General features: G+C 39.2%; 26 protein-coding genes, 6 tRNA genes and 1 pseudogene. 20 read left to right on the top strand and 13 right to left on the bottom strand.

What is annotated here, in order from left to right:
* The first annotated feature begins 433 nt into the window (after nt 1-433).
* The 10 genes from GHD25_RS09345 (at nt 434) to GHD25_RS09300 (ending at nt 5,824) form a co-directional block, all read left to right on the top strand.
* A tRNA-Asn gene (locus GHD25_RS09345) sits at nt 434-508 on the top strand.
* A gap of 3 nt (nt 509-511) precedes the next feature.
* Nucleotides 512-588: transfer RNA gene (locus GHD25_RS09340), tRNA-Met, on the top strand.
* 17 nt (nt 589-605) lie between these two features.
* A tRNA-His gene (locus GHD25_RS09335) sits at nt 606-681 on the top strand.
* A 15-nt stretch (nt 682-696) separates the two neighbouring features.
* Nucleotides 697-773 (top strand) — tRNA-Ile (locus GHD25_RS09330).
* Between the two features lie 11 nt (nt 774-784).
* Nucleotides 785-877, top strand: a tRNA-Ser gene (locus GHD25_RS09325).
* A gap of 47 nt (nt 878-924) precedes the next feature.
* Entirely contained in the window at nt 925-1,080 is a 156-nt protein-coding gene (locus GHD25_RS09320) for a hypothetical protein (protein WP_164216122.1), read from the top strand.
* 68 nt (nt 1,081-1,148) lie between these two features.
* Nucleotides 1,149-1,224: transfer RNA gene (locus GHD25_RS09315), tRNA-Phe, on the top strand.
* Nucleotides 1,225-1,535: 311 nt separating this feature from the next.
* The gene (locus GHD25_RS09310) at nt 1,536-2,147 is read left to right on the top strand and encodes a superoxide dismutase (RefSeq protein ID WP_164216120.1); all 612 of its coding nucleotides are present in this window, start codon (nt 1,536-1,538) and stop codon (nt 2,145-2,147) included.
* Between the two features lie 197 nt (nt 2,148-2,344).
* Entirely contained in the window at nt 2,345-3,613 is a 1,269-nt protein-coding gene (locus tag GHD25_RS09305) for an MFS transporter (RefSeq protein WP_164216118.1), read from the top strand.
* Nucleotides 3,614-3,685: 72 nt separating this feature from the next.
* A complete protein-coding gene (locus tag GHD25_RS09300; protein ID WP_164216116.1) occupies nt 3,686-5,824 on the top strand; it encodes a peptidoglycan D,D-transpeptidase FtsI family protein in 2,139 nt (712 codons plus the stop codon).
* 103 nt (nt 5,825-5,927) lie between these two features.
* Here the strand turns inward: GHD25_RS09300 and GHD25_RS19805 are convergent, their stop codons facing one another.
* Together GHD25_RS19805 and GHD25_RS09290 are read right to left on the bottom strand one after the other, a co-directional pair.
* Nucleotides 5,928-6,494: a hypothetical protein gene (locus tag GHD25_RS19805; protein WP_205601349.1), complete on the bottom strand. Its 567-nt coding sequence runs from the start codon at nt 6,492-6,494 to the stop codon at nt 5,928-5,930.
* Nucleotides 6,495-6,524: 30 nt separating this feature from the next.
* Nucleotides 6,525-6,749 (bottom strand): hypothetical protein, encoded by a 225-nt coding sequence (locus GHD25_RS09290; RefSeq protein ID WP_164216114.1) that lies wholly within the window; start codon nt 6,747-6,749, stop codon nt 6,525-6,527.
* 176 nt (nt 6,750-6,925) lie between these two features.
* Between GHD25_RS09290 and rpmG the strand changes: the two genes are divergently transcribed.
* The 4 genes and pseudogenes from rpmG to GHD25_RS09270 all read left to right on the top strand — a co-directional run bounded on the left by rpmG (nt 6,926) and on the right by GHD25_RS09270 (nt 10,801).
* Nucleotides 6,926-7,075 (top strand): 50S ribosomal protein L33, encoded by a 150-nt coding sequence (gene rpmG / locus GHD25_RS09285; protein WP_021291115.1) that lies wholly within the window; start codon nt 6,926-6,928, stop codon nt 7,073-7,075.
* Between the two features lie 196 nt (nt 7,076-7,271).
* Nucleotides 7,272-7,841, top strand: coding sequence for a 5-formyltetrahydrofolate cyclo-ligase (locus tag GHD25_RS09280; RefSeq protein ID WP_346426783.1), 570 nt, complete (start codon nt 7,272-7,274; stop codon nt 7,839-7,841).
* A gap of 2 nt (nt 7,842-7,843) precedes the next feature.
* A pseudogene (locus tag GHD25_RS20395) lies at nt 7,844-8,856 on the top strand (ThiF family adenylyltransferase).
* 352 nt (nt 8,857-9,208) lie between these two features.
* Entirely contained in the window at nt 9,209-10,801 is a 1,593-nt protein-coding gene (locus GHD25_RS09270) for a rhomboid family intramembrane serine protease (protein ID WP_240452290.1), read from the top strand.
* Between the two features lie 236 nt (nt 10,802-11,037).
* On the opposite strand, the gene GHD25_RS09265 is transcribed toward GHD25_RS09270, so the two are convergent.
* A complete protein-coding gene (locus GHD25_RS09265) occupies nt 11,038-11,895 on the bottom strand; it encodes a hypothetical protein (protein WP_164216113.1) in 858 nt (285 codons plus the stop codon).
* 177 nt (nt 11,896-12,072) lie between these two features.
* Here GHD25_RS09265 and GHD25_RS09260 point away from each other — a divergent pair, with 177 nt between their 5' ends.
* The 4 genes from GHD25_RS09260 to GHD25_RS09245 all read left to right on the top strand — a co-directional run bounded on the left by GHD25_RS09260 (nt 12,073) and on the right by GHD25_RS09245 (nt 16,896).
* Nucleotides 12,073-13,476 carry a spore germination protein gene (locus GHD25_RS09260; RefSeq protein WP_164216395.1) on the top strand — a complete coding sequence of 468 codons (1,404 nt, stop codon included), beginning with the start codon at nt 12,073-12,075 and terminating at the stop codon, nt 13,474-13,476.
* A gap of 124 nt (nt 13,477-13,600) precedes the next feature.
* Entirely contained in the window at nt 13,601-13,804 is a 204-nt protein-coding gene (locus tag GHD25_RS09255) for a YqgQ family protein (protein ID WP_164216112.1), read from the top strand.
* Nucleotides 13,805-14,146: 342 nt separating this feature from the next.
* Entirely contained in the window at nt 14,147-14,383 is a 237-nt protein-coding gene (locus tag GHD25_RS09250) for an ROK family protein (RefSeq protein WP_276207815.1), read from the top strand.
* Between the two features lie 593 nt (nt 14,384-14,976).
* Nucleotides 14,977-16,896: an LTA synthase family protein gene (locus GHD25_RS09245; RefSeq protein ID WP_164216110.1), complete on the top strand. Its 1,920-nt coding sequence runs from the start codon at nt 14,977-14,979 to the stop codon at nt 16,894-16,896.
* Between the two features lie 189 nt (nt 16,897-17,085).
* On the opposite strand, the gene GHD25_RS09240 is transcribed toward GHD25_RS09245, so the two are convergent.
* Nucleotides 17,086-17,256, bottom strand: a complete 171-nt coding sequence (locus tag GHD25_RS09240) for a DUF2759 family protein (protein WP_164216109.1) — start codon at nt 17,254-17,256, stop codon at nt 17,086-17,088.
* A gap of 342 nt (nt 17,257-17,598) precedes the next feature.
* Between GHD25_RS09240 and GHD25_RS09235 the strand changes: the two genes are divergently transcribed.
* The gene (locus GHD25_RS09235) at nt 17,599-18,222 is read left to right on the top strand and encodes an MBL fold metallo-hydrolase (protein ID WP_164216108.1); all 624 of its coding nucleotides are present in this window, start codon (nt 17,599-17,601) and stop codon (nt 18,220-18,222) included.
* Between the two features lie 124 nt (nt 18,223-18,346).
* On the opposite strand, the gene GHD25_RS09230 is transcribed toward GHD25_RS09235, so the two are convergent.
* From GHD25_RS09230 to comGA, 9 genes are all read right to left on the bottom strand, one after another.
* Nucleotides 18,347-18,589, bottom strand: a complete 243-nt coding sequence (locus GHD25_RS09230) for a DUF2626 domain-containing protein (protein WP_164216107.1) — start codon at nt 18,587-18,589, stop codon at nt 18,347-18,349.
* Between the two features lie 72 nt (nt 18,590-18,661).
* Nucleotides 18,662-19,360: a helix-turn-helix transcriptional regulator gene (locus GHD25_RS09225; protein WP_164216106.1), complete on the bottom strand. Its 699-nt coding sequence runs from the start codon at nt 19,358-19,360 to the stop codon at nt 18,662-18,664.
* A 109-nt stretch (nt 19,361-19,469) separates the two neighbouring features.
* Nucleotides 19,470-19,844, bottom strand: a complete 375-nt coding sequence (locus GHD25_RS09220; protein ID WP_164216105.1) for a hypothetical protein — start codon at nt 19,842-19,844, stop codon at nt 19,470-19,472.
* On the bottom strand, nt 19,816-20,271 hold the full coding sequence (locus GHD25_RS09215) for a competence type IV pilus minor pilin ComGF (RefSeq protein ID WP_164216104.1): 456 nt from the start codon (nt 20,269-20,271) through the stop codon (nt 19,816-19,818). The genes GHD25_RS09220 and GHD25_RS09215 overlap by 29 nt, the downstream gene beginning before the upstream one ends.
* Nucleotides 20,219-20,581: a hypothetical protein gene (locus GHD25_RS09210; protein ID WP_164216103.1), complete on the bottom strand. Its 363-nt coding sequence runs from the start codon at nt 20,579-20,581 to the stop codon at nt 20,219-20,221. The genes GHD25_RS09215 and GHD25_RS09210 overlap by 53 nt, the downstream gene beginning before the upstream one ends.
* A complete protein-coding gene (comGD, locus tag GHD25_RS09205; RefSeq protein ID WP_164216102.1) occupies nt 20,547-20,969 on the bottom strand; it encodes a competence type IV pilus minor pilin ComGD in 423 nt (140 codons plus the stop codon). The genes GHD25_RS09210 and comGD overlap by 35 nt, the downstream gene beginning before the upstream one ends.
* A gap of 6 nt (nt 20,970-20,975) precedes the next feature.
* A complete protein-coding gene (comGC, locus tag GHD25_RS09200; RefSeq protein ID WP_164216101.1) occupies nt 20,976-21,284 on the bottom strand; it encodes a competence type IV pilus major pilin ComGC in 309 nt (102 codons plus the stop codon).
* 14 nt (nt 21,285-21,298) lie between these two features.
* Entirely contained in the window at nt 21,299-22,351 is a 1,053-nt protein-coding gene (comGB, locus tag GHD25_RS09195) for a competence type IV pilus assembly protein ComGB (protein ID WP_164216100.1), read from the bottom strand.
* Nucleotides 22,308-23,324, bottom strand: a complete 1,017-nt coding sequence (comGA, locus tag GHD25_RS09190) for a competence type IV pilus ATPase ComGA (protein WP_164216099.1) — start codon at nt 23,322-23,324, stop codon at nt 22,308-22,310. Before comGA ends, comGB begins: the two co-directional genes overlap by 44 nt.
* Nucleotides 23,325-23,622: 298 nt before the next feature.
* On the opposite strand from comGA, the gene GHD25_RS09185 reads away from it, so the two are divergent.
* Nucleotides 23,623-23,775, top strand: a complete 153-nt coding sequence (locus GHD25_RS09185; RefSeq protein ID WP_240452288.1) for a YqzE family protein — start codon at nt 23,623-23,625, stop codon at nt 23,773-23,775.
* The last annotated feature ends 337 nt before the right edge of the window (nt 23,776-24,112 follow it).

Here is a 24,112-nt window from a genome sequence, read left to right as displayed (position 1 = left end):
TATAAGAATGGCGAAAAGCCCGAACAATCTATAATATTAGCTCCGGAACTATACGAGGACTGAATGCCTTACTATTGTCAAGGGTGAAAGCGCGGTATATTCCGGAGCAAGTTTAAAGTTGTTCGTATTTTTGCCTGATAAAGTTGTTTTGCCGCATTTACCTGGCAACCATATTGCAGTCACCCGGGTAAAGTAATTTGGAATCTGGATAAAAAGTGTTGACAGAATGTGTCGAACATGGTAAATTATATTTTGTCGCTGTAATACCAAACGATATAAAAATGAACGAAAAATTGCAGGATTATCAGTCTGCTGGCAGGGCAGAGCACCATCGAATAAACTTTTATATGCAGGCAAAAGATGACTGACGGTTCATCGAATTAGCTGGAAATATAATTAAAACTTTAATAAATATGAATAAATCTCCTATTATTCCACAGTAGCTCAGTGGTAGAGCAATCGGCTGTTAACCGATCGGTCGTAGGTTCGAATCCTACCTGTGGAGCCAAGTGGCGGTGTAGCTCAGCTGGCGAGAGCGTACGGTTCATACCCGTGAGGTCGGGGGTTCGATCCCCTCCGCCGCTACCATATATATTTTAATAATGGCGGTCGTGGCGAAGTGGTTAACGCACCGGATTGTGGCTCCGGCATACGTGGGTTCGATCCCCACCGGTCGCCCCATTTAAATAACATAACGGACCCTTAGCTCAGCTGGTTAGAGCTATCGGCTCATAACCGATCGGTCGCAGGTTCGAGTCCTGCAGGGTCCACCATTACTTTTTGCGGAGGTATACCCAAGTCCGGCTGAAGGGATCGGTCTTGAAAACCGACAGGCGGGTCAAACCGCGCGGGGGTTCGAATCCCTCTACCTCCTCCATACATACTTTTAATAAACGAGAGGCAAATAAACACGAACGAAACAGATTGAGCCACATTGGCAGAGCAATGGACAATAATATTCCTGTCGAATTACCATCGAATAATTCTGAAACATATAGCACCATGGATAAGCTGGAAGATGGCGGAGTAACAGTCCGTTACATCCGTGTGCAGGTCTCAGGTCAGGGCTGCATCACCTGATAAGCTTACAACGGGACGACTATCATTCCCGTGATGAATTAGAAGCTAAATAAAAATGTAATGATAATGGCTCGGTAGCTCAGTCGGTAGAGCAAGGGACTGAAAATCCCTGTGTCGGCGGTTCGATTCCGTCCCGAGCCACCATTTGAACAAGCCTGTTGCTTGTTTTTTTATTGGTTTAAAAAATTATCAAATTTTTAAGCTGTTGAAAAAAGCCGGCAGTTTTATCTAGCCTTGTCCGTCTTGAGTGCTTTTTTAACTTAGAATTTTTATATCCAAAATACACCTCTTAGTTTAATCCGCCAAATTAACGGGAAAAGATTATCATGCCCACAGTTCGTTGATTATGTATGCATATAATTTGCAAGAATTAATATGCTTTGATAATCTTGGGTTAAAGGGTGAATTTTCATTCCTTTTAATAAAATTTTATTTATTAGAGGAGGACTTGGATCATGGCAAAATTTGAATTACCAGAATTACCATACGCTTACGATGCTTTAGAACCTACAATCGATAAAGAAACGATGAACATTCACCATACGAAGCATCACAACACTTATGTCACTAAATTAAACGGTGCTTTAGAGGGGCATGCAGACCTCCAGGATAAATCTTTGGAAGAACTTTTATCCAACCTTGATGCAGTACCTGAAAGTGCACGCACTGCAGTTAGAAATAACGGTGGAGGACATGCAAACCATACATTATTCTGGAAAATCATGTCACCTGACGGCGGCGGTGAACCATCAGGTGAATTAGCGGACAAAATTAACAATAAATTTGGCAGCTTTGAAAAGTTTAAGGAAGAGTTTGAGGCTGCAGCAGCTGGCCGCTTCGGTTCCGGCTGGGCATGGTTAGTGCTTGACAATGGTGAAGTGGAAATTACAAGCACGCCAAATCAGGATACACCTCTTATGGAAGGTAAAACGCCGTTATTGGGACTTGACGTTTGGGAGCATGCTTACTACCTGAAGTATCAAAACAAGCGTCCTGACTACGCAAAAGCGTTCTGGAATGTAGTGAACTGGGATGAAGTTGAAAAAAATTATAATGAAGCAAAATAACGGAAGCTAAATTAATCAATGGAGTGCGTGGAGTTTTATTCACGCGCTCCTTTTGCATTAAAAATAGAGATTGATCCCCAGCCGATTATCAATGCATGAATTTCATTATATCGTCAATGAGTTTATTCTGTCATGCTACTGCATATCTCATTCTTTATTGTTCAAACTAAAAGCAGAGAACAAAAAGGAGTATGGATATGCGAAAAAGTCTTTCATTAATTGATGATATAGAAATAAATAAAGATCTGATCTTGCTGCTGGTTATTGGCGGGCTTTACTCATTGGGAATTTTTCTCTCCAACACATTTGTTAACATCTATTTATGGAAACAATCCGGGGATTATGTAACCATTGCTGTATATAACCTGGCTATTTTTATATTCCAGCCAATTACATTTATTTTAGCGGGAAAAATTGCAAAAAAAGTTGACCGTGTGATTGTATTGCGATTGGGTGTTATTTTTCTGTCCATATTTTTTCTCTCTGTATTGCTTATAGGGGACCAGGCAACCAAATATAATTTTATGCTTGGGAGTCTCCTTGGGATTGGATACGGTTTTTATTGGCTGGCTTTTAATGTGCTTACCTTTGAAATTACTGAACCGGAAACTCGTGATTTTTTTAATGGATTTTTAGGTGTACTGCAGTCTTTTGGCGGTATGATTGGACCGATTTTGGCAGGAACCATTATCGCTAAAATGGAAGAGAACATTGGTTACAATGTAATTTTTACGATATCTTTCATTTTATTTATATGTGCAGTTGCCGGAAGTTTCTTTTTGAATCGGAGGCAGGCAGAGGGGAGCTTCCATTTTAAAAGAATTCTGCAGGAAAGAAATAATAATAATAACTGGAAAAGAATATTGTATGCCAATGCATTTCAAGGCTTGAGAGAAGGAATATTTGCTTTTATCATTGCGATATGGGTCTTCCTGATAACGCAGAGTGAGTTTGCTTTAGGCACATTTAACTTGGTGTTATCCGGTTTATCCTTTTTATTTTACTTTGCTGCAACAAAATTCATTAAGCCGGCATTAAGAAAAAAAGCGATACTGACAGGATCCCTGATACTCTATCTCTCCATCTTTATTATTTTATTTGACATCAATTATTTTCGTCTGATTGTTTATGCCATATTAATTGGGCTTGCCTATCCGATTATCAACGTGCCATATATTTCGTTAACCTATGATGTGATTGGAAAGGCCTGGAAAGCAAAGGATTATCGTGTGGAATATATTGTTGTGCGGGAACTGTTTGTAAATATTGGCAGGGTAACCTCTATTGCTGTGTTTCTCATTGCTGTTTCTTTATTTGATCCGGAGAAAGCCATTCCTTATATGCTCGCTATTTTCGGCCTGGGGCCCATATTCATTTATTTATTTACTAAAAATATCCACTTAGGGACGAAACAAAAGAAAGAAGTGTTAATCAAAGAACAGATTACCGATGAAAAAAATAGATAAACAGGTTAGAATTCGGGTAAATCCATGCTATAATAAATGTTATGAAGCTGAATGCATTTGGGGGAGAAAAGAATGGTTAAAAGGAATAAGAAGAAAAGAGCGCAGCTTCCCTTTCGTATAAATATAGTATTTTTTGTTGTATTTTTATTATTTTCAGTGTTAATTATGCAGCTTGGTGTAGTACAAATACTGCAGGGACAGGATCATCAGGATGAAATTGAACGTACCATCCAGGATACAACCAAAATACCTGTGCCGCGCGGCAAAATCTATGACAGCAACCATGAGGTGATTGTGGACAACAAACCACTATATTCCATTACCTATACACCGGCAAAAGGAACACAGGCCGAAGATCGGCTCGATGTGGCCGAAGATCTCGCTGAACTTATATCGATGGACAGTGAAGATGATCTGAAAGGCATTACGGAAAGGGATAAGCGGGAATATTGGTATATAAAGGACGAAGAAAACAAAGATAAAGCAGATGAACGGCTGGAACAATTGGACGATGAAAAGCTGGAAGAATTGGGTGTTGAAGATATAAATGAACTTTCCAATGCGGAAGCTTACAGCCAAACGCTTGAACTGATTACAGAAGAGGAATATGAGGATGTTACAGAACAAGACCTTGAAATCATTGCCATAAAAAAAGAGCTGGATAAGGCGTATTCTTTAACACCGCAAATTATAAAAAATGAAGATGTTACACCGGAGGAGTATGCACGCGTTGCCGAGAATCTGGATAGGCTGCCCGGAGTTAATGCTACGACTGACTGGGACCGTGAATATCCATATGGAAACACATTTAAAAGTCTGCTCGGATCCATTACAACCCAGGAGCAGGGAATACCAAAAGATGCAGAGCAGCATTATTTATCAAGGGGGTATTCACGGAATGACCGCGTTGGAAGAAGCGGTCTGGAAGAACATTATGAAGATCTTCTCCGGGGAAGAAAAGAACAGATTCAATATACGACAACAAAGAATGGCACAGTTGTCGGAACAGAAACCGTGGTAGAAGGTGAAAGAGGGAAGGATCTGGTACTTACGATTGATATGGAATTTCAGGAAGAAGTAGACAAAATTGTACGTGAAGAATTGGAGACATTGATTAGGGAAGATCCATATCAGCACAGGTATGCAAATGATGCACTCGCAGTTGTTATTGATCCCCGGACAGGCGAACTGCTGGCAGTAAGCGGTCAGACCTATGACCGGGAAGATGAAGAAATCAGCAATGCAGAGTTTAAAACATTATATGATGCCCATCGCCCAGGCTCTATTGTAAAAGGTGCTACAATGCTGGCAGGCTATGAGTCAAGAGTTATTTCTCCGGGATCTTCCTTTTACGATCGGCCGATTGAGATTGCGGGAACTCCTTCAAAAGGCTCCTGGACGCAGTTGGGAACTGTAAATGATTATACAGCGCTCAGCAGATCTTCGAACGTATATATGTTTTATATTGCATTGAAGATGGGGGGAGAGAACCGGTATCCCTTCCCAAATGGAAGCAAAGCAAGCTTTAATCCAGCAGCTTTTCAGGAAATGCGCAATTATTTTCAGCAGTTTGGCCTTGGCGCTAGTACAGGAATTGACTTTCCTTTTGAAAGTACCGGCTATGAGGGTCCCGATGTCGGGCCCGGTCTGTTAATGGACTTTGCCATCGGCCAATATGATACCTTTACCGCCATGCAAATGGCCCAATATGTTGCAACGATTGCCAATGACGGCTACCGCATTCGTCCGCATTTTCTTAAAGAAGTCCGAAACCCTATTGCCTCTGATGAGGAATTAGGCTCCGTTTATCGCAGTGTAAACACGGAAGTATTGAATCGGATTCAAATGGATCAGTCTTATATAGAACGTGTTCAGGAAGGGTTCCGCCGAGTATTTCATGAACCCAGGGGAACCGGCTACAATCACGGGTGGAACGAAAAAGACTATAATCCTGCCGGAAAAACCGGCACAGCAGAAGATGAAGAGTTTGAAGACGGCAGAAAAATTGATTTGGAAAACCTTTCATTGGTCGGTTATGCCCCATATGATGAGCCGGAGGTGGCCTTTGCGGTTATTGTACCTAAGACCGGAAAAGTATCAAATCGCCATCCTGTAACACATGAAATGGGAAAAAGAATACTGGATACGTATTTTGAAATAAAGGAAGAAAGAGACGAGGAAGCACAGGAAGAAAATAGTGATCAGGATTAAAACTGAGGAGCTGTGACATTTCCATTTTATCAACTCCAGTAAAAAACCTTGCAGTAATTCATCTACTGCAAGGTTTTTTTATTTGCTTTATGAAATAAAGCTGCTATCTGGTTATTGCCTCTGCTACTTCATACATGCTCATGTCACTCGTTAATTCAAACTCACCTATTTGAACCCTTTGACTGTAATCCTCATCTTCTATATACCGATTAAATTCGGCTGCATCATCAATAATATCATTATCCTCCAGTAAAGAACTGAATTCGGAAGTAGTCATACCAGATTCAATGTTCAGCGTATATGTAGTAATTTCTTCTTCTTCCTCATTTTCTTCTTCTTCTTCGGATTCCCCATCTGAATCATTGTCTTCCCTGTTATTATCTTCTTCGTCTGCGTTATCTTCTGAGTCCTCCGAATCATCCGTGCTTTCTTCGGTTTCTTCTTCCGCTTCTTCCTCATTGCCGGAAATATTATCATTCTTGACAGATAAAGAAATGTAATCTTCCTCTGAAATAATGCGGTAGCCTTCCTCCTCTACAAGCGGCACCATTTCATCCACCGTAAGTTCCTTTGTTTGCGCAGACTCACTGCCGAAGAAATAAAAACCGATAAGCATAATAAACCCGGCAGTAAGTAAGCCGACGGAAAATGATCGTACTGTCTGTTTCATCTTTTTCTCCCTCTTTATTCTTCTTTTGGATCAGGAATGGTTCCTTCTTTCAAGCATATCATCAGGAAGTTCCCCTGTCAGCAATTCTTCTTCAAGTGTTTTAATTTTCTTTTTCATCTGATATGTATCCTGCATGGTGGTAATCGAAAACTGTTCAAGCTGGCTTTCCAGATCTTCAATTCTATCATTCATAAAAAATGATAGTATAAATAATACCACGCCAGCAGCAATTAGTGCAATGATCGCATATAACATTTTTATTCCTCCGTTTCTTTTCTACATATAGTTATAACATAGATTTCAAAGAGAGAAAACCATAATTTTTTCCGCACACTTCTTGCCAGCAGGAAGAACATTTGCTATTATAGATAGGTCAAAGAAGATTATTCGCTGCTTAAATAGCAATTTTCTTATAGTTTGGAGGGAAAATAATGCGCGTTAACATTACTTTAGCTTGTACTGAAACAGGAGACCGTAATTATATCACTACAAAGAACAAACGTACAAATCCTGAGCGTATTGAGCTTATGAAATATAGTCCAAGACTAAAAAAACACACTTTGCATCGTGAAACAAAATAAATATGGCAACTGCTAAAACCTTTATCGTCTTTATGTACGGTAGAGGTTTTATTTTTTGTTCCTGATATTTTCCGCTATAATATAATTAAAATCAGGATTGATGCCAATAGGATCAGCCAATAGAACAGAGTTAAGGATTAACGTTTTACATTTTGCATTGCTATAGCTTGGCAATAAACCAGGTTAGGAAAGAGAGGTGTTTTCAATCAATAAAAAATCATTACGTACAGAAGCAATACATACACTTAAAAATTTTCCCGAAAATGAAAAAAAACAAGTGGAAAAAAATTTTTTAACACATTTGACTGCGTCACATATTTGGAAAAAGGCAAGAACTATCGGCATTACTATTTCACAGGGATTTGAATGGGATACCAAACCAATTATTGAAGCTGGTTGGAAGAGTGATAAAATAATAGCAGCTCCCAAATGCGCGCCAAAAGACAAACAGCTGACATTTTATCGATTGAATGATTATAATCAATTAGAGACCGTCTATTACAATTTACTGGAGCCAAAGCCTGAGGAAACATTAAAAGTGCAAAAGCAGGAAATAGATGTATTAATCGTTCCGGGTCTTTTATTTGACAAGCAGGGCTACAGAATTGGATTTGGCGGAGGATTTTATGACCGGTTTCTTACCGATTTTCCAAATACAACCATATCCATACTGCATTCAAGCCAGTTTCTGGAAGATATGCCAAGAGAAGCATTTGATATCCCTGTACAATATTTAATAACGGAAAATGGCTGGGTGGGGGAGTAAAAATGAATCATGAAAGGTATTCGAGACAAATGCTGTTTCATCCTATTGGTGAATCCGGCCAAAGGAGGCTGGAAAACAGTACAGTGCTCGTTGTTGGAGCAGGTGCATTGGGAACGGTAATCTGCAATCATTTGGTCCGGGCAGGAATAGGAAAATTACGGATCGTTGACAGAGACTATGTGGAAATCAGCAATCTGCAGCGGCAAATGCTGTTTGATGAGGAGGATGTGGAAAAGGCTTTGCCAAAAGCGGTGGCGGTGAAAGAAAAGCTGCAAAAAATAAACAGCACTGTTACGATTGAAGCAATTACAGGGAACGCCTCCGCGGAAAATATAGATGAACTAATACAGGAAGTGGATGTGGTTCTGGATGGTACAGATAATTTTTCTACAAGATATTTGTTAAATGATATTTGCTGCAAAAAAATATTCCCTATTCCTATGGCGGTGTGGTTAGTTCCAGGGGAATGACAGCTTTTTTTGTTCCTAATGATACGCCGTGTATGCGCTGTGTGATGAAGGGAGGGGCTGAATCCGGGCAAACATGTGATACTGCAGGGGTTATCTCTCCGGCTGTTGATATTGTTTCATCTATGCAAGTGACGGAAACATTGAAATATTTAACAGGGAATAAAAATAATCTGCGAAGGACTCTTTATACATTTGATCATTGGTTTAATTATCAGTATGAAATTAAACTGTCAAATGTAAACCCCGATTGTCCAACATGCCAAAAACAATATTTTCCTTCACTGAAAAGGCATGCGAATACACCGGAAACTATTTTATGCGGGAGAAATACGGTGCAGATTCATGAAAAAAAAGAAATGGACCTTTCCATTTGGGAAGAAAGACTCAGCCGAGTCGCTGCAACAAAGCGGACGCCTTTTTTATTGAAGGCAGAACTCGATCATCATATTCAGTTTGTGCTTTTTCCGGATGGTCGGGTACTTGTTCAGGGGACAGAGGATATTACATCAGCCAGAAGCTTGTATGATCGTTATATTGGCTCATAATGTATAAATTCCATTTGGAAAAGAATAATAATAACACCATTACTATTGAAGGAGAAGGTGTTATTATGAGATTTCTTTTTTTGTTCACTATATTATTATCCGCCGCTGCCTTGCTCTATAAATGGAGATATCGGGTGGTTAATCTCATACTGGCCATCAGTTTCCTGAGAAGACTGGCCGTTTCTATATCCATGAGAATGCCCGGATTCAGAAAAAAATTACTGCCGGGACTATTTTCAAAGCAGAGTAAAAATACACCATCAAATTGATAAGCCTACATTTAAAAGAAGTTGTTCTTTCAAACAGCTTCTTTTTGCTTTCGGGAAAGAAATATCTCTGTTATTTTGGTATGATGGGAATAAGGAGAGAAGAGACTATGTACATAGATGAACAACATACCATGTTCCAATTAGCTTATCATTTAACTGCAAATCATGATTTTCATGTTTTACATATAAATGAAAAAACAGAGGAAATATGGCTGGAAAAGTATGAAAATAAAAAATCTGTGGTGATCCGCTTCCTGCATCATGGATTTGACTGGAAGAATCATTTAAAAAAGGATATAGCTCAGGTATTTCAACGTACAAAGGCAATGAAGCGTTTACTGGCTGGCAAGCACATTGAAATACATAATGTCTATGTTTCTAATTATCCTCCTGTAGATGACTGGGAATCACTAAAAAAACCAATGCAATTAAAAGAAAAGAACCCATTGAGGATGAAGGTTTATTATTTATCTGAAGATGAACGGGAAGCGGAGAGAGGGAGATTATTGGAAGCGGCGGAAGCATCGGCCTTGCCGCAGGCTCAGGAAGATGAAGATACGAATCTAAAAGAAGTAAAGGTGGATGAATACAAGAGATACCTTGCTTCAGAAGCTAATCGCAAACAAAGGGAAACAGAAGAGGTATTTTCATACGGGAAGGTGTTTATTACCTATATTCTGCTGGCGATCAATATTGCTGTATTTTTCTTAATTGAGTCTGCCGGAGACAGTCAATCCGTGGATACATTGATTGAGTACGGCGCTAAATACAATCCCGCTATTATCGAAGGAGAATGGTGGAGAATCATCAGCTCCATGTTCGTTCATATTGGATTTTTGCATTTATTTATGAACATGCTTGCCGTATACTACCTGGGTTCTATTGTGGAACGGATTTTTGGTTCCGCACGATTCTTGTTTATATATTTTTTAGCCGGCATCGGAGGCGGACTGGCCAGTTTTGCTTTTTCCATGAATGTATCTGCCGGTGCCTCAGGCGCATTATTCGGCCTGTTTGGAACGCTTTTATATTTTGGCATCCATTACAGGCAAATATTTTTGCAAACCATGGGCAGAGGTGTGCTGCTTGTTATTGGTATTAATATTGTATTTGGGTTTACCGTTCCGCAAATTGATAATGCCGCACATCTGGGCGGGCTAGTCTCGGGTTTTATTGCCACCGCTATAATTCACTTTCCGAAAAAAAGGGCTTTGGGCAAACAAGCGCTGGCATTGATTGTGTATGCCGTGATGATTAGTTCTCTTATCTGGTTTGGCATTCAAAATAATATATCCGACCAGGGATATTACTTAATGAAAATGGAAGAATTATTAGCGGAAAGCAATTATGAGCAAGTAGTTGAATTGGGTACAGAAGCATTGCGTCTGGAAGGGGATATGGCTGTGCCTATTCTTTTCCAGCGTTCCTATGCTTATATTGAATTGGGAGAATACGATCTGGCCACTGAGGACCTGGAACAAAATATTCAATACCAGGAAACAGAGCCTGCATCCCCAGAGATGCCTGAGGCCTATTATAATCTGGCTTTACTGTACGATCAATCCGGCCGGTCTGAAGAAGCAGCGGAGGCAATAGAAAAAGCTTACGAATTAAATCCGGCAGATGAAGATTTCATTCAATTATATGAGCAAATTACTGGTAAGTCTATAGATTGATCAGAAGAAAGGCTGGGGCACAACCTGGAACGGACAACTCACCAGTGCAGTGCTTCAGCAATCTTTACTTGGGAGGAATGTCACCACCGGAATACCCGATATAGGAATCCCGCTTGTGCCATTGACGGAAGCGGCGTATATTTCCGGGAGTGCATTTATTAGCACAGGTTTTCGGGGAGTTCGGATTCCCTTTGCACTGAAATTCTTTAACCTCGTCCTTGCCTGTATATTCCTGATCATAGATCATACTTTTGCAGCAGCTGCTGTTTCTCTCCATTTAATTCAAAAAGGACCTGCAAGTGCTTATTATTTTTATCAAATAAAACGATAGGTATATAACTGTTCATACTCTCTGCATCTTCACTGACAATAGGAATAATATAATTTTTGTATAATCCTTCCCAAAGCTGCCCCATAATTTTGCCGGTTTCCTTATTGCTCATGGCAGGAAGCGGCTCCTCTTCGTATTTATCCAGCTCAGTAAGCGGAACAGCTAAATAGTCTTCCTCATTAATTCCAAAATAAGTAAATAACTGGTGCCAATGAAAGAGCAATTGCTGTTTGGATGAACGATCCAATAACTGTTTCCACTCTGCTTCATAGCTGCTTCCCGGCTCTTTAAAGGAATCCAGCTGGGTTGCCGGTGAATCAATAACATATAGATAATCATGGGAAAGCTGATGAATACTGGTTATTTCGCTGCTGTCATCATGAATTTCCCCATGATGAATGCTTATTACCTGATAAAAACTGCTGTCCTCCTGAAGTAGGTTTTCCTCAATATGGATTTCGTCTGTATCCTGCACCCATTTACTGCGCACCCCCCGCAGTAACCCATTTTCAAATAGAAGTGAAACATCCTGACGCAGATAAAAAGGCTGGTCCGTTTTTGAATCACTTGTCCAGCTTATTTCATACAGGTCTTTTGCATTCTCTGCAATCAGATGCAGTTTGGATTCCGCTTCCAAAAATGTCCTTTCCTCATTTAAAGGGAAAAAAGTAATGGCAGGGGATGAAATATATTTTAAAGCATACATAATAGAAAAAATGGATATTAAAGCAAATATTAAAAAGAAAAGCTTCCATTTAATCATGGCTTTGCCCCCTCATTAAGCTAGTCCTTTAACATATATGAAACACAAATATGGTTTATGAATGCTGATCATGAATAAAATCATCCCCGAAAGCAAAACTAAAAACAATTCGGGGGTGGTACGGTGTCAAATAAGAAAGTGCACATAAACGCATCATTTCATGAAAAAGTAGAATATATGAGAAAAAGGCTTGGCGTAGATAAGAGCTTTGATATGATCCAGCTTGATCTGGAGTATGCAGGAAAGAAGATGGCGATGTTTTTGATCGACGGTTTTGCTAAAGATGACATACTTCATTTACTGATGAAATTATTGGCAAAACTGGATGAGGATGCATTAAAGCCTGATCCTTTGGAAAAGCTGATTAAAACCTATATACCATATATAGAAATCGATCAGGCGAATGATTTGGATGAAGCGGGGGACCTTGTCCTCGCTGGACCAACCGCTCTTATTGTGGAAGGCATCGATGAAGTAATCATTATTGATGCAAGAACGTACCCGGCCAGATCACCGGAAGAGCCGGATTTGGAAAGAGTGGTCCGCGGTTCCAGGGATGGCTATGTAGAAACGATTGTTTTTAATACATCGCTGACAAGAAGGAGAGTCCGTGACCGGTCATTGCGAATGGAATATTTGCAAATTGGCAGAAGATCCAAAACAGATATCTGTATTTGTTATTTAGAGGATATTGCGGATACCCAAAGAGTCGACCATTTAAAACAAACCTTAAAAAAAATTGATACAGATGGTCTTCCCATGGCGGAAAAAACGGTGGAGGAATTCCTTGGCGGCAGGCACTGGAACCCGTATCCAACTGTCCGTTACACAGAAAGACCTGATACTGCAGCATCCCATTTGTATGAAGGACACGTACTTATTATTATAGATGGGTCACCAAGTGTAATGATTACACCTGCAACATACTGGCATCATCTCCAGCATGCAGAAGAATACCGGCAAAAACCTTTAGTCGGTGCTTATTTGCGCATGGTTCGTTTCCTTGCTGTTTTTCTGTCTATTGTTATCCTCCCTTTGTATTATTTATTTTCCATTAATCCCGGTCTGCTGCCCGCAGCATTGGCTTATATTGGTCCGACTGAAATGGGGGTTGTCCCGTTACTTGTACAGTTTTTAATAGCTGAAATCGGTATTGATATGCTGCGAATGGCGGCTATCCATACACCATCTTCACTGGCAACAGCACTCGGGCTTGTGGCGGCAATTATGATTGGTCAGGTTTCTGTAGAAGTTGGCTGGTTCTCCAATGAAGTTGTTTTATATATGGCGCTCGCAGCTATAGGAACATACGCAACACCAAGTTATGAAATGAGTCTTGCCAACAGGCTGGTAAGAATATTTCTGCTGTTGACAACTGCTGCTTTCGGCGTGATAGGATATACCGTCGGGATTACACTATGGATACTATATTTAGTAAGGATGCAATCGTTTCATATTGCGTATTTTTGGCCGATATTGCCGTTTTCCTACCGGCCTTTCCGGGATATCTTTATCCGGGCACCAATACCGCTTAAAAACAGAAGACCTCTATTTTTGAATCCAAAAGATCCGGATCGCTAATATGCGTTTCGGATCTTTGCTTGGTTAAAAATAATTTTCTTTTCTTCATTGCTTGGAAATAAGGAACTTTTTACTATTACCAATCATAATGAAATTTGGTATAATAAAGGTTGGTGATTTTTATATGAAGAGCGTTTATGAAATACAAAATCTCCTTATGAAATTCGGCTCCGTCATTTATACGGGAAATCGGATTGGTGATCTCGAATTGATGGAATCAGAGCTGGAAGAACTATTTCATTATCAAATGATTAATAGTGAAGAATACACACAAGCCAAACTTCTCCTAAAAAAAGAAATCACAAGATTAAGCAATGAAAAAAGATGATGAACCATACGCGAAAAAATAATTGGAGTAGATATTGGCGGGACAACAATAAAAACAGGACTAATTGACTATGAAGGAAACATGATTAAAAAAGGGAAATTGCCACCAATAAACATAAAATATATAACAGCAGCCTTATCATTATTGATATCTGGGGATCCATTCAACAGGAAATACGGGAACATAAAATAACTGAACAAAATCTTTCAGGTATAGAAGTGGGATCGCCGGGTTTTATTGATGAAGTGAATGGTGTATGACCTTGTAAAACAATTCCGAAAACATACCAGACTGCCGGTATTTTTTAGCGAATGACGCAAATATGGCAGTCTTTGGGGAGAATTGAAGAGGTGCCGGCAATCAGGCAAAAAATATGTGATGATCACCCGTGGTACGGGAGTAGGCGGCGGGATTATCGCTAACAGTGAACTTCTTACAATGGAGAGCGGCATGGCCGGCGAGATTGGACATATGATAGTGGATATTCATGGTTATCGTTGCAGCTGCGTGCGCATAGGATGTTTAGAAATGATTGCATCTACTGCAGGTATTGCCCGCCCAGCCAAAGGGTGTATATAAAAAAACCGGATAAGTAATTTGGCAATGGCCGAAAAAGAACATGGTGCCCTTTCGGCAAAAGACGTTTTTGAGCTTGCTGATGCAGGGACAGCGGTGCTTTACAAATCAGAAAATATACAGCAGCCTTTCCGCGGCTTGCAATAGCCATTGCTTCAGTCGTAATAAATCCCGCAAAAGCCATTATAGGCGGAGGAGTGTCCCGAGCGGGAGAGGAGTTTTTATCCGAAATAATAACAGCATTTGAAAAACACCCACTCCCGGGACTCAGTTCTGTTTGTACGGTGAATTTAGCACAACTGGATAAAGACCCTGTTCATAAGTGGTGCATTCCTTGTCAAACAAAAACACAACACATTGTATATTAACGTTTATTTTCCGGACAAAATCTATTAAAATATAATTTTATAGATAAACTATGAAACCTTACATGTATCCTAAACGTCTAATATGATGATTGGTTTGAGACAAGTATAAATAGGGAATAGAGAAGGTAGTCAACAAAGGTCGGGCGGAATGCAGCCTCAGGCCATTACAGGAAAAGTTATTTTTACATCCGGGGTATATACGGGAAAGGATTTCAGGAGGATCAGATTATGAATTTTAAAAAAATAAACATACCACTTTATATTATAGCAGCATTATTGTTTGGTTTAAAAACATATATCGTTTACCGGTTTATGTTTAACATTGATTTGGAAAATTCCATGCAGGAATTAATCCTGTTTATTAATCCATTTGTATCAGCATTTTTGGTGTTTGCTATAAGTGTCTGGTTTAAAAAGCGGTCAAGACAAATGAAGTATATTCGTTATATGATGCTTTTAGGGACTTTGATTATTTTTGCCAACCTGGTATTTCACCGGTCATTTACGGACTTTATTACAATTCCGCAATTATTCCAGGCAAATAATATGGCTGATTTGGGTTCAAGTATTCTGACTTTAATAAAGCCATATGATATTTTACTGTTTGCAGATGCCGTCCTGATTTGGATGCTGAGCAAGGAAAAAGAAAATGTGATGGCAGTAAATTACCCGAAAAGCGGAAAGGTATTTGCTGCAGCTTTATCACTTGCATTGCTGGCAGGCAACTTCTTCCTTGCCGAAATGGAAAGACCTCAGTTGTTTACACGCGGATTTGACAGGGAGTACCTTGTGAAAAACATTGGATTATTTAATTATCACATCTATGATATTGTAATTAATACCAAAACCCAATCGCAAAAAGTTTTTGCGGATGGGAATGAATTACCGGAAATCGAAGCGTATGTAAAAGAAAATGTCCGAAGCAGTGAAAAATCCGATTTATATGGGGTAGCCGAAGATAAGAATGTTATATTCATCTGGGCCGAATCCGTTCAAAGCTTTGTAATCAATAATGATGTAAACGGAGAAGAAATAACTCCTTTTTTAAATAGTTTGACAGAGGACGAGGACACGTATTATTTTGAAAACTTTTATCACCAGACTGAACAGGGAAAAACCTCTGATTCGGAGTTTCTTGTGGAAAATTCTCTTTACCCTTTATCAAGAGGGGCAGCTTTCTTCACCCATGGTCAAAATGAATACCATGGCCTTTCTGAAATGATAAAGGAAAAGGATTATCAATCAGCTGTGTTCCATGCAAATAATAAGAGTTTCTGGAACAGGGACCAAATGTACAACAGTTTAGGTGTAGACCATTTTTATGGTGAGGAAGCGTATGAAATAACAGCGGAAAATTCCGTTGGCTGGGGTTTAAAGGATAAGCCGTTCTTTGAACAATCCATTAAGTATCTGCAGTCAATGGAAGAGCCGTATTATGCAAAGTTTATCACGTTAACTAACCATTTTCCGTTTGAATTGGATGAAGAGGATAAATCCATTGAACCTTATGATTCCAACTCAAACACGCTGAACAACTTTTTTCCAACAGTCAGATATATGGATGAATCCATTGAATTGTTCTTTAACCAGTTAAAAGATGCAGGGATCTACGAGGACTCCATTATTGTAATTATGGGAGACCATAATGGCATCAGCGCCAACCACAACCGTTCGATGGCACAATATATGGATAAAGATGAAATAACCCCTTACGATTATGTTCAGCTGCAGCGGGTTCCATTTTTTATTCATATACCTGGACATGGAGAAGGAGAAATAAAATCTGAAATTGCCGGGCAAATAGATGTGAAACCAACATTGCTGCACATGCTTGGTATTGAGACAACACATGATTTTTACTTTGGCAATGATTTATTCCATGATGACCGCAAAGGTTTTATCGCATTAAGAAATGGCGACTTTATCAGTGAAGCGTATGTGCAAGCCAGCGGTATATGCTATGACAGGGAAACCGGAGAACCACTGCCTGCAGAAAATGATGAGGAACAGCAGTCTGAGGAGGAATCGGGGACACCAAGTGCCTGTGATTCAATTAGTGAACAAGTTGACCAGGAGCTAACTTATTCAGATGACATTGTATATGGCGATTTGTTCCGGTTTGTGGATTTTGATTCAGACAATAATTAGAAGAAGATAAGCATTAAGAGCCAGCCGTTAACGGCTGGCTCTATCTTGCTATTAAGGGGCATGACCAGGCGCAGTCCGAGCGTCGCTGGTCAGGCAAAACTTCGGCAACATATCCGCAGCTTATTAATTCTATCACTATTTAAGCTATAAAAAGAGCTTACTGCAGTGTGCAGTAAGCTCTTTTAGTCGTTACCCGGCTATTTCGCTTATAATAGTTGCAATAGCAAAAAAACCAAATGCTAAAGCTGTTATTCCGGAAAAGGCCAATGCCAGCATATTTTTAAATTTCAACTGACGTATCACCGAAACAACCGCAAGTATTGCAACAAGTAAAAATAGAATTCCTAAAACGATATGCATGATGATGTTCCTCCTTGTTTGTTCCCAAATTACATTATTGGTACATGAATGATATTTATATTATTATGTAACTAAGCACTTCTAATACTTATTTTATAGTATTCAGCAGTGTTTGTCGAGTTATTTCCTATTCCCATTCTTCTGTTGGCAGGCAAGAAGTAAGTATAACTTTGTATCAAGATAAATACCCAGGTGAAGCCGGGGAAGTAATACATCGCAGAGAAGAACTATAAATGAAGATATCAGGTCAAAAATTAACATTTGAAACAAGATGATTATATTTTCTTCATCCCTTTAATGATAAAACTAATAATGTTGATGGCAGAATAAGGAGGAATTTTAATGAATATAAAATCAATGCCACTGGGCCCCTTGGGGACAAATTGTTACATTGTTTATGAGGAGTCAAATGCAATTATCATAGACCCGGGCGGCGAGGCAGAGAAAGTGATTCGGTTTTTAGACAGCGTGAAACTGAAACCTGCGGCAATTTTATTGACCCATGCTCATTTTGATCATATAGGAGGGGTAGAGGAACTCAGGAATCATTACCGGATTGATGTGTACCTGCACGAAAATGAAGCAGATTGGCTGACAGACGCTAATCTGAATGGTTCGTCCCGATTTATGGCTCAAGGTATTACCACGAAGTCTCCTGATCAGTTGCTTGAACCTGGAAAGATGGAAATTGCTTCCTTTACTTTTGAGACTGTTCATACACCGGGTCACTCTCCAGGAAGCATTAGCCTGATTTTCCACCGTGAAGAAATGGTTATAAGCGGGGATGTGCTGTTTAACCGGGGTGTGGGCCGGACAGATTTACCCGGCGGTGATATGCAGTTATTGGAGTCAAGCATTCGCAATGTGTTGTATAAACTGGGAGACAATTTTACCGTATATCCCGGACATGGGCCCAAAACAACCATAGGAGAGGAGAAATCCGGTAATCCGTTTTTTTCCGTGTGAACCGATTTTCAAATGCAAGGGGATAAGAATTGTAGAAAAGGATTTGCCAATTGGAATTGCACAATGCCTCTCCACCGGAAAACAGCAAAAAACCCCATCAAATGCAGACAGGGTTTTTTGCTGATTAATGTCCGAAACCAGGTACAAGTATAAATTCGGAATACCATGTAAATCCAACCATAAATACAGTCAGATAAGCCCCAAATAAATACATATACATGCGTTCAGATAATTTTAAGTAGCTTACTGTAAGGAAAAATGCCGTTTGAACCAGGAATAATAATGATGTTTTATACATGTCTCCTACAAAAAACATGATAGTAAATATACCCGTCCAAAAGGCAAGCACACGAAACATACGCTCCATGCTAACCCCTCCTTCTGGTTACCTTTCAATTGTTATTATATACGAGGATTCTCAACTTGTAAACGAATGTTATTACACCATAGAAAGTTTTGCAACATATTTACAGCTTTGACAGCCTTCAAACATATTCTCTTCCTCTTTTAATTCAATATCTGCAAATAACACTTCGAGCATTCCATTTAGAAATGAATGATGCATATTGCAGATCATGGTATGATTATTTAATGCTACTTCTTTGAAGGGGCAATTGTTGATCTTAAAGGTGACGCTTTCGTTTTCTTTGTCATATTCAAATTTTGGATACATTCCAAGCATCATTCCTGCATCTTCCAGAATGATCAGTTTTTGCTCTACCGTTAGTTCCCGGCTGACAGGCATTTTTTGATAATGTTCCATCACTTTTGTACCATATTCTCTTCCTGTCCGGTACAAAGCCTTTCTTCCGGGTTCCCCCAGTTCAAGAAAGGATTCCATTGCAATGGTTGCCAGCATTTTATAATCCCGATGGGGAAAATTCAGCTCTATGACTTCGTCGGACAGCCGATACAGCCGGCTTGGCCTGCCCCCTTTACCACTTTTCCTCGAGAAGGATTTAACCATGTTTATATCTTCTAATTTGGATAAATGCAATCTGGCTACATTCGGGTGAATATCAAATTGTCCCGCAATGTCCGCTACACTGACTTCACGCTGATTTTGGATGATGTGCTGGTAAATACTATATCTGGTCGGATCACTTAAAACATTGGTCACCTTTAATGTCTGTTCCACCTCAATCACCTCTCCAATCGTAATTACTTATATTATAGTAAAAATGATGGTTATTATGGAGAAACTGTGTGAACTGTTGGAAATTGTACACATTTATTTGACAAAATTATTAAGGTGACTCTTCTGCTTTTAACATGAGATTTCTAAAGCTGTAATTCGTATGATTATTTGTATCAATGGAGAAAAACAATTCATAAAAATTCTCTTGCGGAGTTATGGTTATTTCCACTGTACCATCATGGAAAAAATAATGAACCTTTTCCGGCAAGTCAGGTGCATTTAATTCACTCTTTACCCTTTCCCTTCCCAATTGAAATAATGACTCAATAATAATATGCTCCACTTGCCTGTCCGTTATGTAAATATCACTTTTATAGCTTTGGATATTAGCTGTTATTAATATAATAACAATCGTAATGATAAACATAACGTAGGGAAGGTAGAATCCGGCCTCGTTATTCATAAAAGACAAACGACTTTTCATATTGTTCCCCTTCAGATGTAGTAATGCTTAAACTAAATCCATAATCAATATCCCGGAATTTTATCTGTGAAACGTCCCTTAAATACACCTCATGACCTGTTCCGCTTACCTGTCGCCGAATGACATTTCCATACTGTTCAATTTTAGCAGTACTGCCGTTTTCCAAATCCAAATAAAGTGCTGTCGGATGGGGGCGAATTTGATAGCCTGCAGCCTGGATTACTTCATTCCGCAAGTACTGAAAAAATTGCTGGACCGATATTTCATTATAATTATTATTGTAGGACGCGGCATTTAATAAATAAGCAAGAAAAGGGAGGCTAATAGACAAAATAGTAATTGCAGCAAGTAAATGGATGAAAGTAAAGCCTTTTTCACCTTTTCGGCAACCCGTAGAGACAAAATGATTCATGAATTTTTTTGGCATTTTGCCATTCGGCACATCCTTTCACAAATTCGTTTTCGTATTGGAAAGTATATCGTACTTCTTTTTTGTCATTGATTTTCAAATAATCAGAAGGGACAGGTGCCTCTTCTGTCCATAAAAACTGTTGCAACTCATCGTGCAGTTCCAGTGATATTGCGCGTCGTTCACTCAACACTTCCCGTTCTGTATGCATCAATGAAATAATCGGTACCACTGTTGTTACTGCAGTTAAAAGAAGGGAGGCAGCAATGAGGGTTTCTATAAACGTAAAGCCATTACTCTTTTTCAATGTAATATCTTCCTTTTCCAAATGGGAAAATCATATCGTAGGAGGCTTCTTTCGTATGGATTTGAATCGTTCTTGGATTTTTGATGGAACCGTGGTGCTCGAAGGTGATTTCACTGCTTGCCTTAGCATCAATAGTGACTCCTTTAGGATAATTTCTTCTTATTGTTCCTCCTTGATTCCCTCTGACAATTCTATAATGATCATCGGCAAATCTAATCGAAAACGATACATCTTCAGTTGTCATAGTTTGTATATAAAGCATATCAAATTCGAGTGTCTGCAAAAATTGCTTTTCTTCTACTGATTCCAAAACAGTAAGGGATAAGGGCACCGCGATTAACAGCATTATCATGACTATACTGAGTGCTAATAACAATTCTATGAGGGTAAACCCGTTTTGTCTGTTCATGTGAAGTTATGGGGAGGAAACTGAACCGCTGCTGCCCGAGTATATCAATTGTCTTCCATCTGGGCATTCTATTTGTTCATTTTTAATATACCCAGCGGATGCTAATACTTGCAGAGACCCGGGGTAACTTCCTTCATCAATATAATACGCATCTACCTGTGCCTGCACGACTGCCGTTAATGCATCACAGCCTTTCTCATTTATATTTTCACTGTTGGAATTTAAATTGGGCACAATTAATATAATTAACACGGAGATCACCATAAGCACAACTAACATTTCGATCAGTGTAAAACCCTGATTATTTTTCAGCATTGTTCGTACTCCTTTTATATTGTTTGCAGTAATTGGAACATTGGCCACATTAACGTTATATATATAAACATTATAAAACCAGCTAATATGGCAAAAAACACCGGTTGAATATAAGCTATCGTTTTCATTGTTTTTCTTTCTATTTCCTCTGTCAGTAATTCTGCGTAAATACTTAAATCCTTAGCCAGCGCCTCGCTGTTTTGAGTATTTTGAAAAATGCCTGTCAGCTGTTTTTCCAACAGGCTGAACCGGGATAGAAGCGATGCAATTGCAATTCCTTTTATTAATTCTTGTTTAATTAATACTGAATAATGGGACAGAACAGGCAGCTGTCTTTGTTCAGACATATGATCGAGTATATCCTTATAGGGCATGCCTGTTTTAAGCAAAGTGCTGAAATGCGTTGAAAAGTGAAAGGAGGTTTGCAGCTTCACCATTTTTCTATACACGGGCAGGGATTGAATTATTTTAATTTGTGTTTCTATACTCAATTTGTTTTTCATTATCCGCCATCCAAGAAAACCAATAAGCAGCGACAATATAACAGTAAGACCTGCATTAAACAGAAGGTCGATGATCAAAATGGAAAATACAAGGGAAGCGGGCGCATGTGCGGTTGTTTGGAAAAGATCTGCGAAAGACGGAAGGACAAACAATTGTATAACGTAAAGCAGCACAATAAAAATAAATAAGAGAGTGAGCGGATATCTGACAGTTTGCAGAAATTTATTTCTGTATTTAATTCTGTTCTCAAACATGAACAAGCATTTTTTTATGCTGCCTTCTAAATCCCCGTTGGATTTGACAAAGGATAAATATCCTACAATGGTATGATGAAAATTCGCCTGCAGAAATGATGCATCTATAGAGTTGCCATTTTTTAATGCCCGGGAAATGGATGCTGCAGGCGGAGCCAGATGTTTATCCCATTTTAAAACCTGCAATGCTTCCAGAAGGGGATAGCCTGAAGCTAATAGACGACTCATCCTTCGCAGAAATAAAATCTGTAAATTTTCGGAAAGGTTAATCTTTCGCCTTTTGATAAATTTCTTTGGAAATATATCCATAAGCAAAAGCCTTCTTTCTTAAATGTTCAAATGAATTTAAATGATGATGTTTCAAAGTATTAGCCCCCTTAATGGTTTTTGTTAATGATTCTCCATCCAAAAGCTCTAAAATTGCACCGCGTCTTCCATGATGTTTGTAAACGGAAAGCGGAAGCAGCTGCAAAGAAGCAACAGCAATTAATGATTGATCCAAATCCCCACGTTTTAAACCCATTTCCAGCAGACGGTGAACAGTTCCTTTTGTATTTTTAGCATGAAGGGTGCTGAGCACAAGATGACCGGTTAACGATGCGTCAAAAGCAAACTGGGCTGTGTAGGAATCACGGATCTCTCCCACCATAATGATATCCGGATCATGTCTTAAAGCTGCTTTCAAGCCCGTTTGGTAGGTTATTCCCGCTTTTTCATTCACCTGGACCTGCAGTATATCCTGTATTTGTTTTTCAATTGGGTCTTCAAGTGTTATGGTCTGGTAGGAATTTTCCTGTAAAATAGCTTCTAACAGGGCATATAAAGTAGTTGTCTTCCCGCTTCCTGTCGGTCCGGTAAATAAAATAATACCCGCCCGGTGTGAAATCCATTTTTTCAGTTTGATTATTTGATTTGGAAATAGAAAGAGCTGGTTCAGGCTGAGATTTCTTTCCTGTGGAAGAATTCGAATTGCCAGGCTTTCATGGTGGTTAACAGGAAGAGTGGATAACCGGAGGGAAAATAAATGTGTATTTAACTGATGGGTAAGTACTCCATTTTGCGGTTTTCTGCTTTCACCAATATCCATGCCGGAGGTAAATTTATAATAGATGACCAAAAGCTGATATTGTTCTCTTAATATGGATTGATGGAGGATTCTTTTTCCATGTATCCGCAAATAAATATCTGTCCGATTTTCGAATGGATAAAAGTGAATATCCGAGGCTTGCGCTTGGATGGCCTCATTAATTAACCGGTCCGAAAGCTGAGCTGCAGCGCTCATTTGGTTGCTCACCTCCTTTTATATAATTAAAATTTCTTCAAAATGCTCTTGTTTTCTCAGAATTTCATAAACATCCATATTGGAATGTGGTGAAGCCAATCCTTTTTGACCCGGACTACATGAAATTCTCCTTATCCAATTTGGGCTGTAATATACCATATTCGACATGTTTCCGTTAATTCCTTCTTTTTTAATAAAATAATTAAAAAAGATCGAATACCGAAAACAGTACGGGGCAATGCTAACAGTAAGGGAAATGAGGTGATTTGCTATTTCAGGCAACGATTATTTAAAATTCATGACAGAACAGGTTGTCAGCTATATTGATTTACCTTCCGAGGAACGAAAAAGAAGAAAAGAGGAACAAAAAAACAGCCATTTATCATATACAAATCGATGGCTTGGGGTGCTGCCATTTGCATTCCGCATGATGTTCAGGAGAACAGATTAGCAGGCATTTTTCGGAAAATGCCTGCTTTCTTTCTGTTTTTCACTCTATACTCCCTCGTATATTATATTTAGGCTCTTCATTCAGCCTATAAATTCCTTAAAAACCTTTTTAGTACATGTCAATAAATTGGACGCTCTGGGATATTCCTAGATAATGATCTTAGGATCATTTGGGACAATTCTTATCTCCCTTGTGGATTAACCACATTAGAAAGACTGTTTCCCAGTGTACGTGCGGACCTTCATACACGCAGGCTGTACACCCTGATGTTCGAACCTGGATGATAGTAGCTCCAGGGCGGCTTTTGATGCAGGGATAGTACTTATATACGAGGCTG

Origin of the sequence: Virgibacillus aidingensis (assembly GCF_010994035.1) — a bacterium.
In the GTDB taxonomy this organism is placed as follows: Bacteria; Bacillota; Bacilli; order Bacillales; family Amphibacillaceae; genus Virgibacillus_N.
This window is presented reverse-complemented; position numbering and strand designations above follow the sequence as displayed.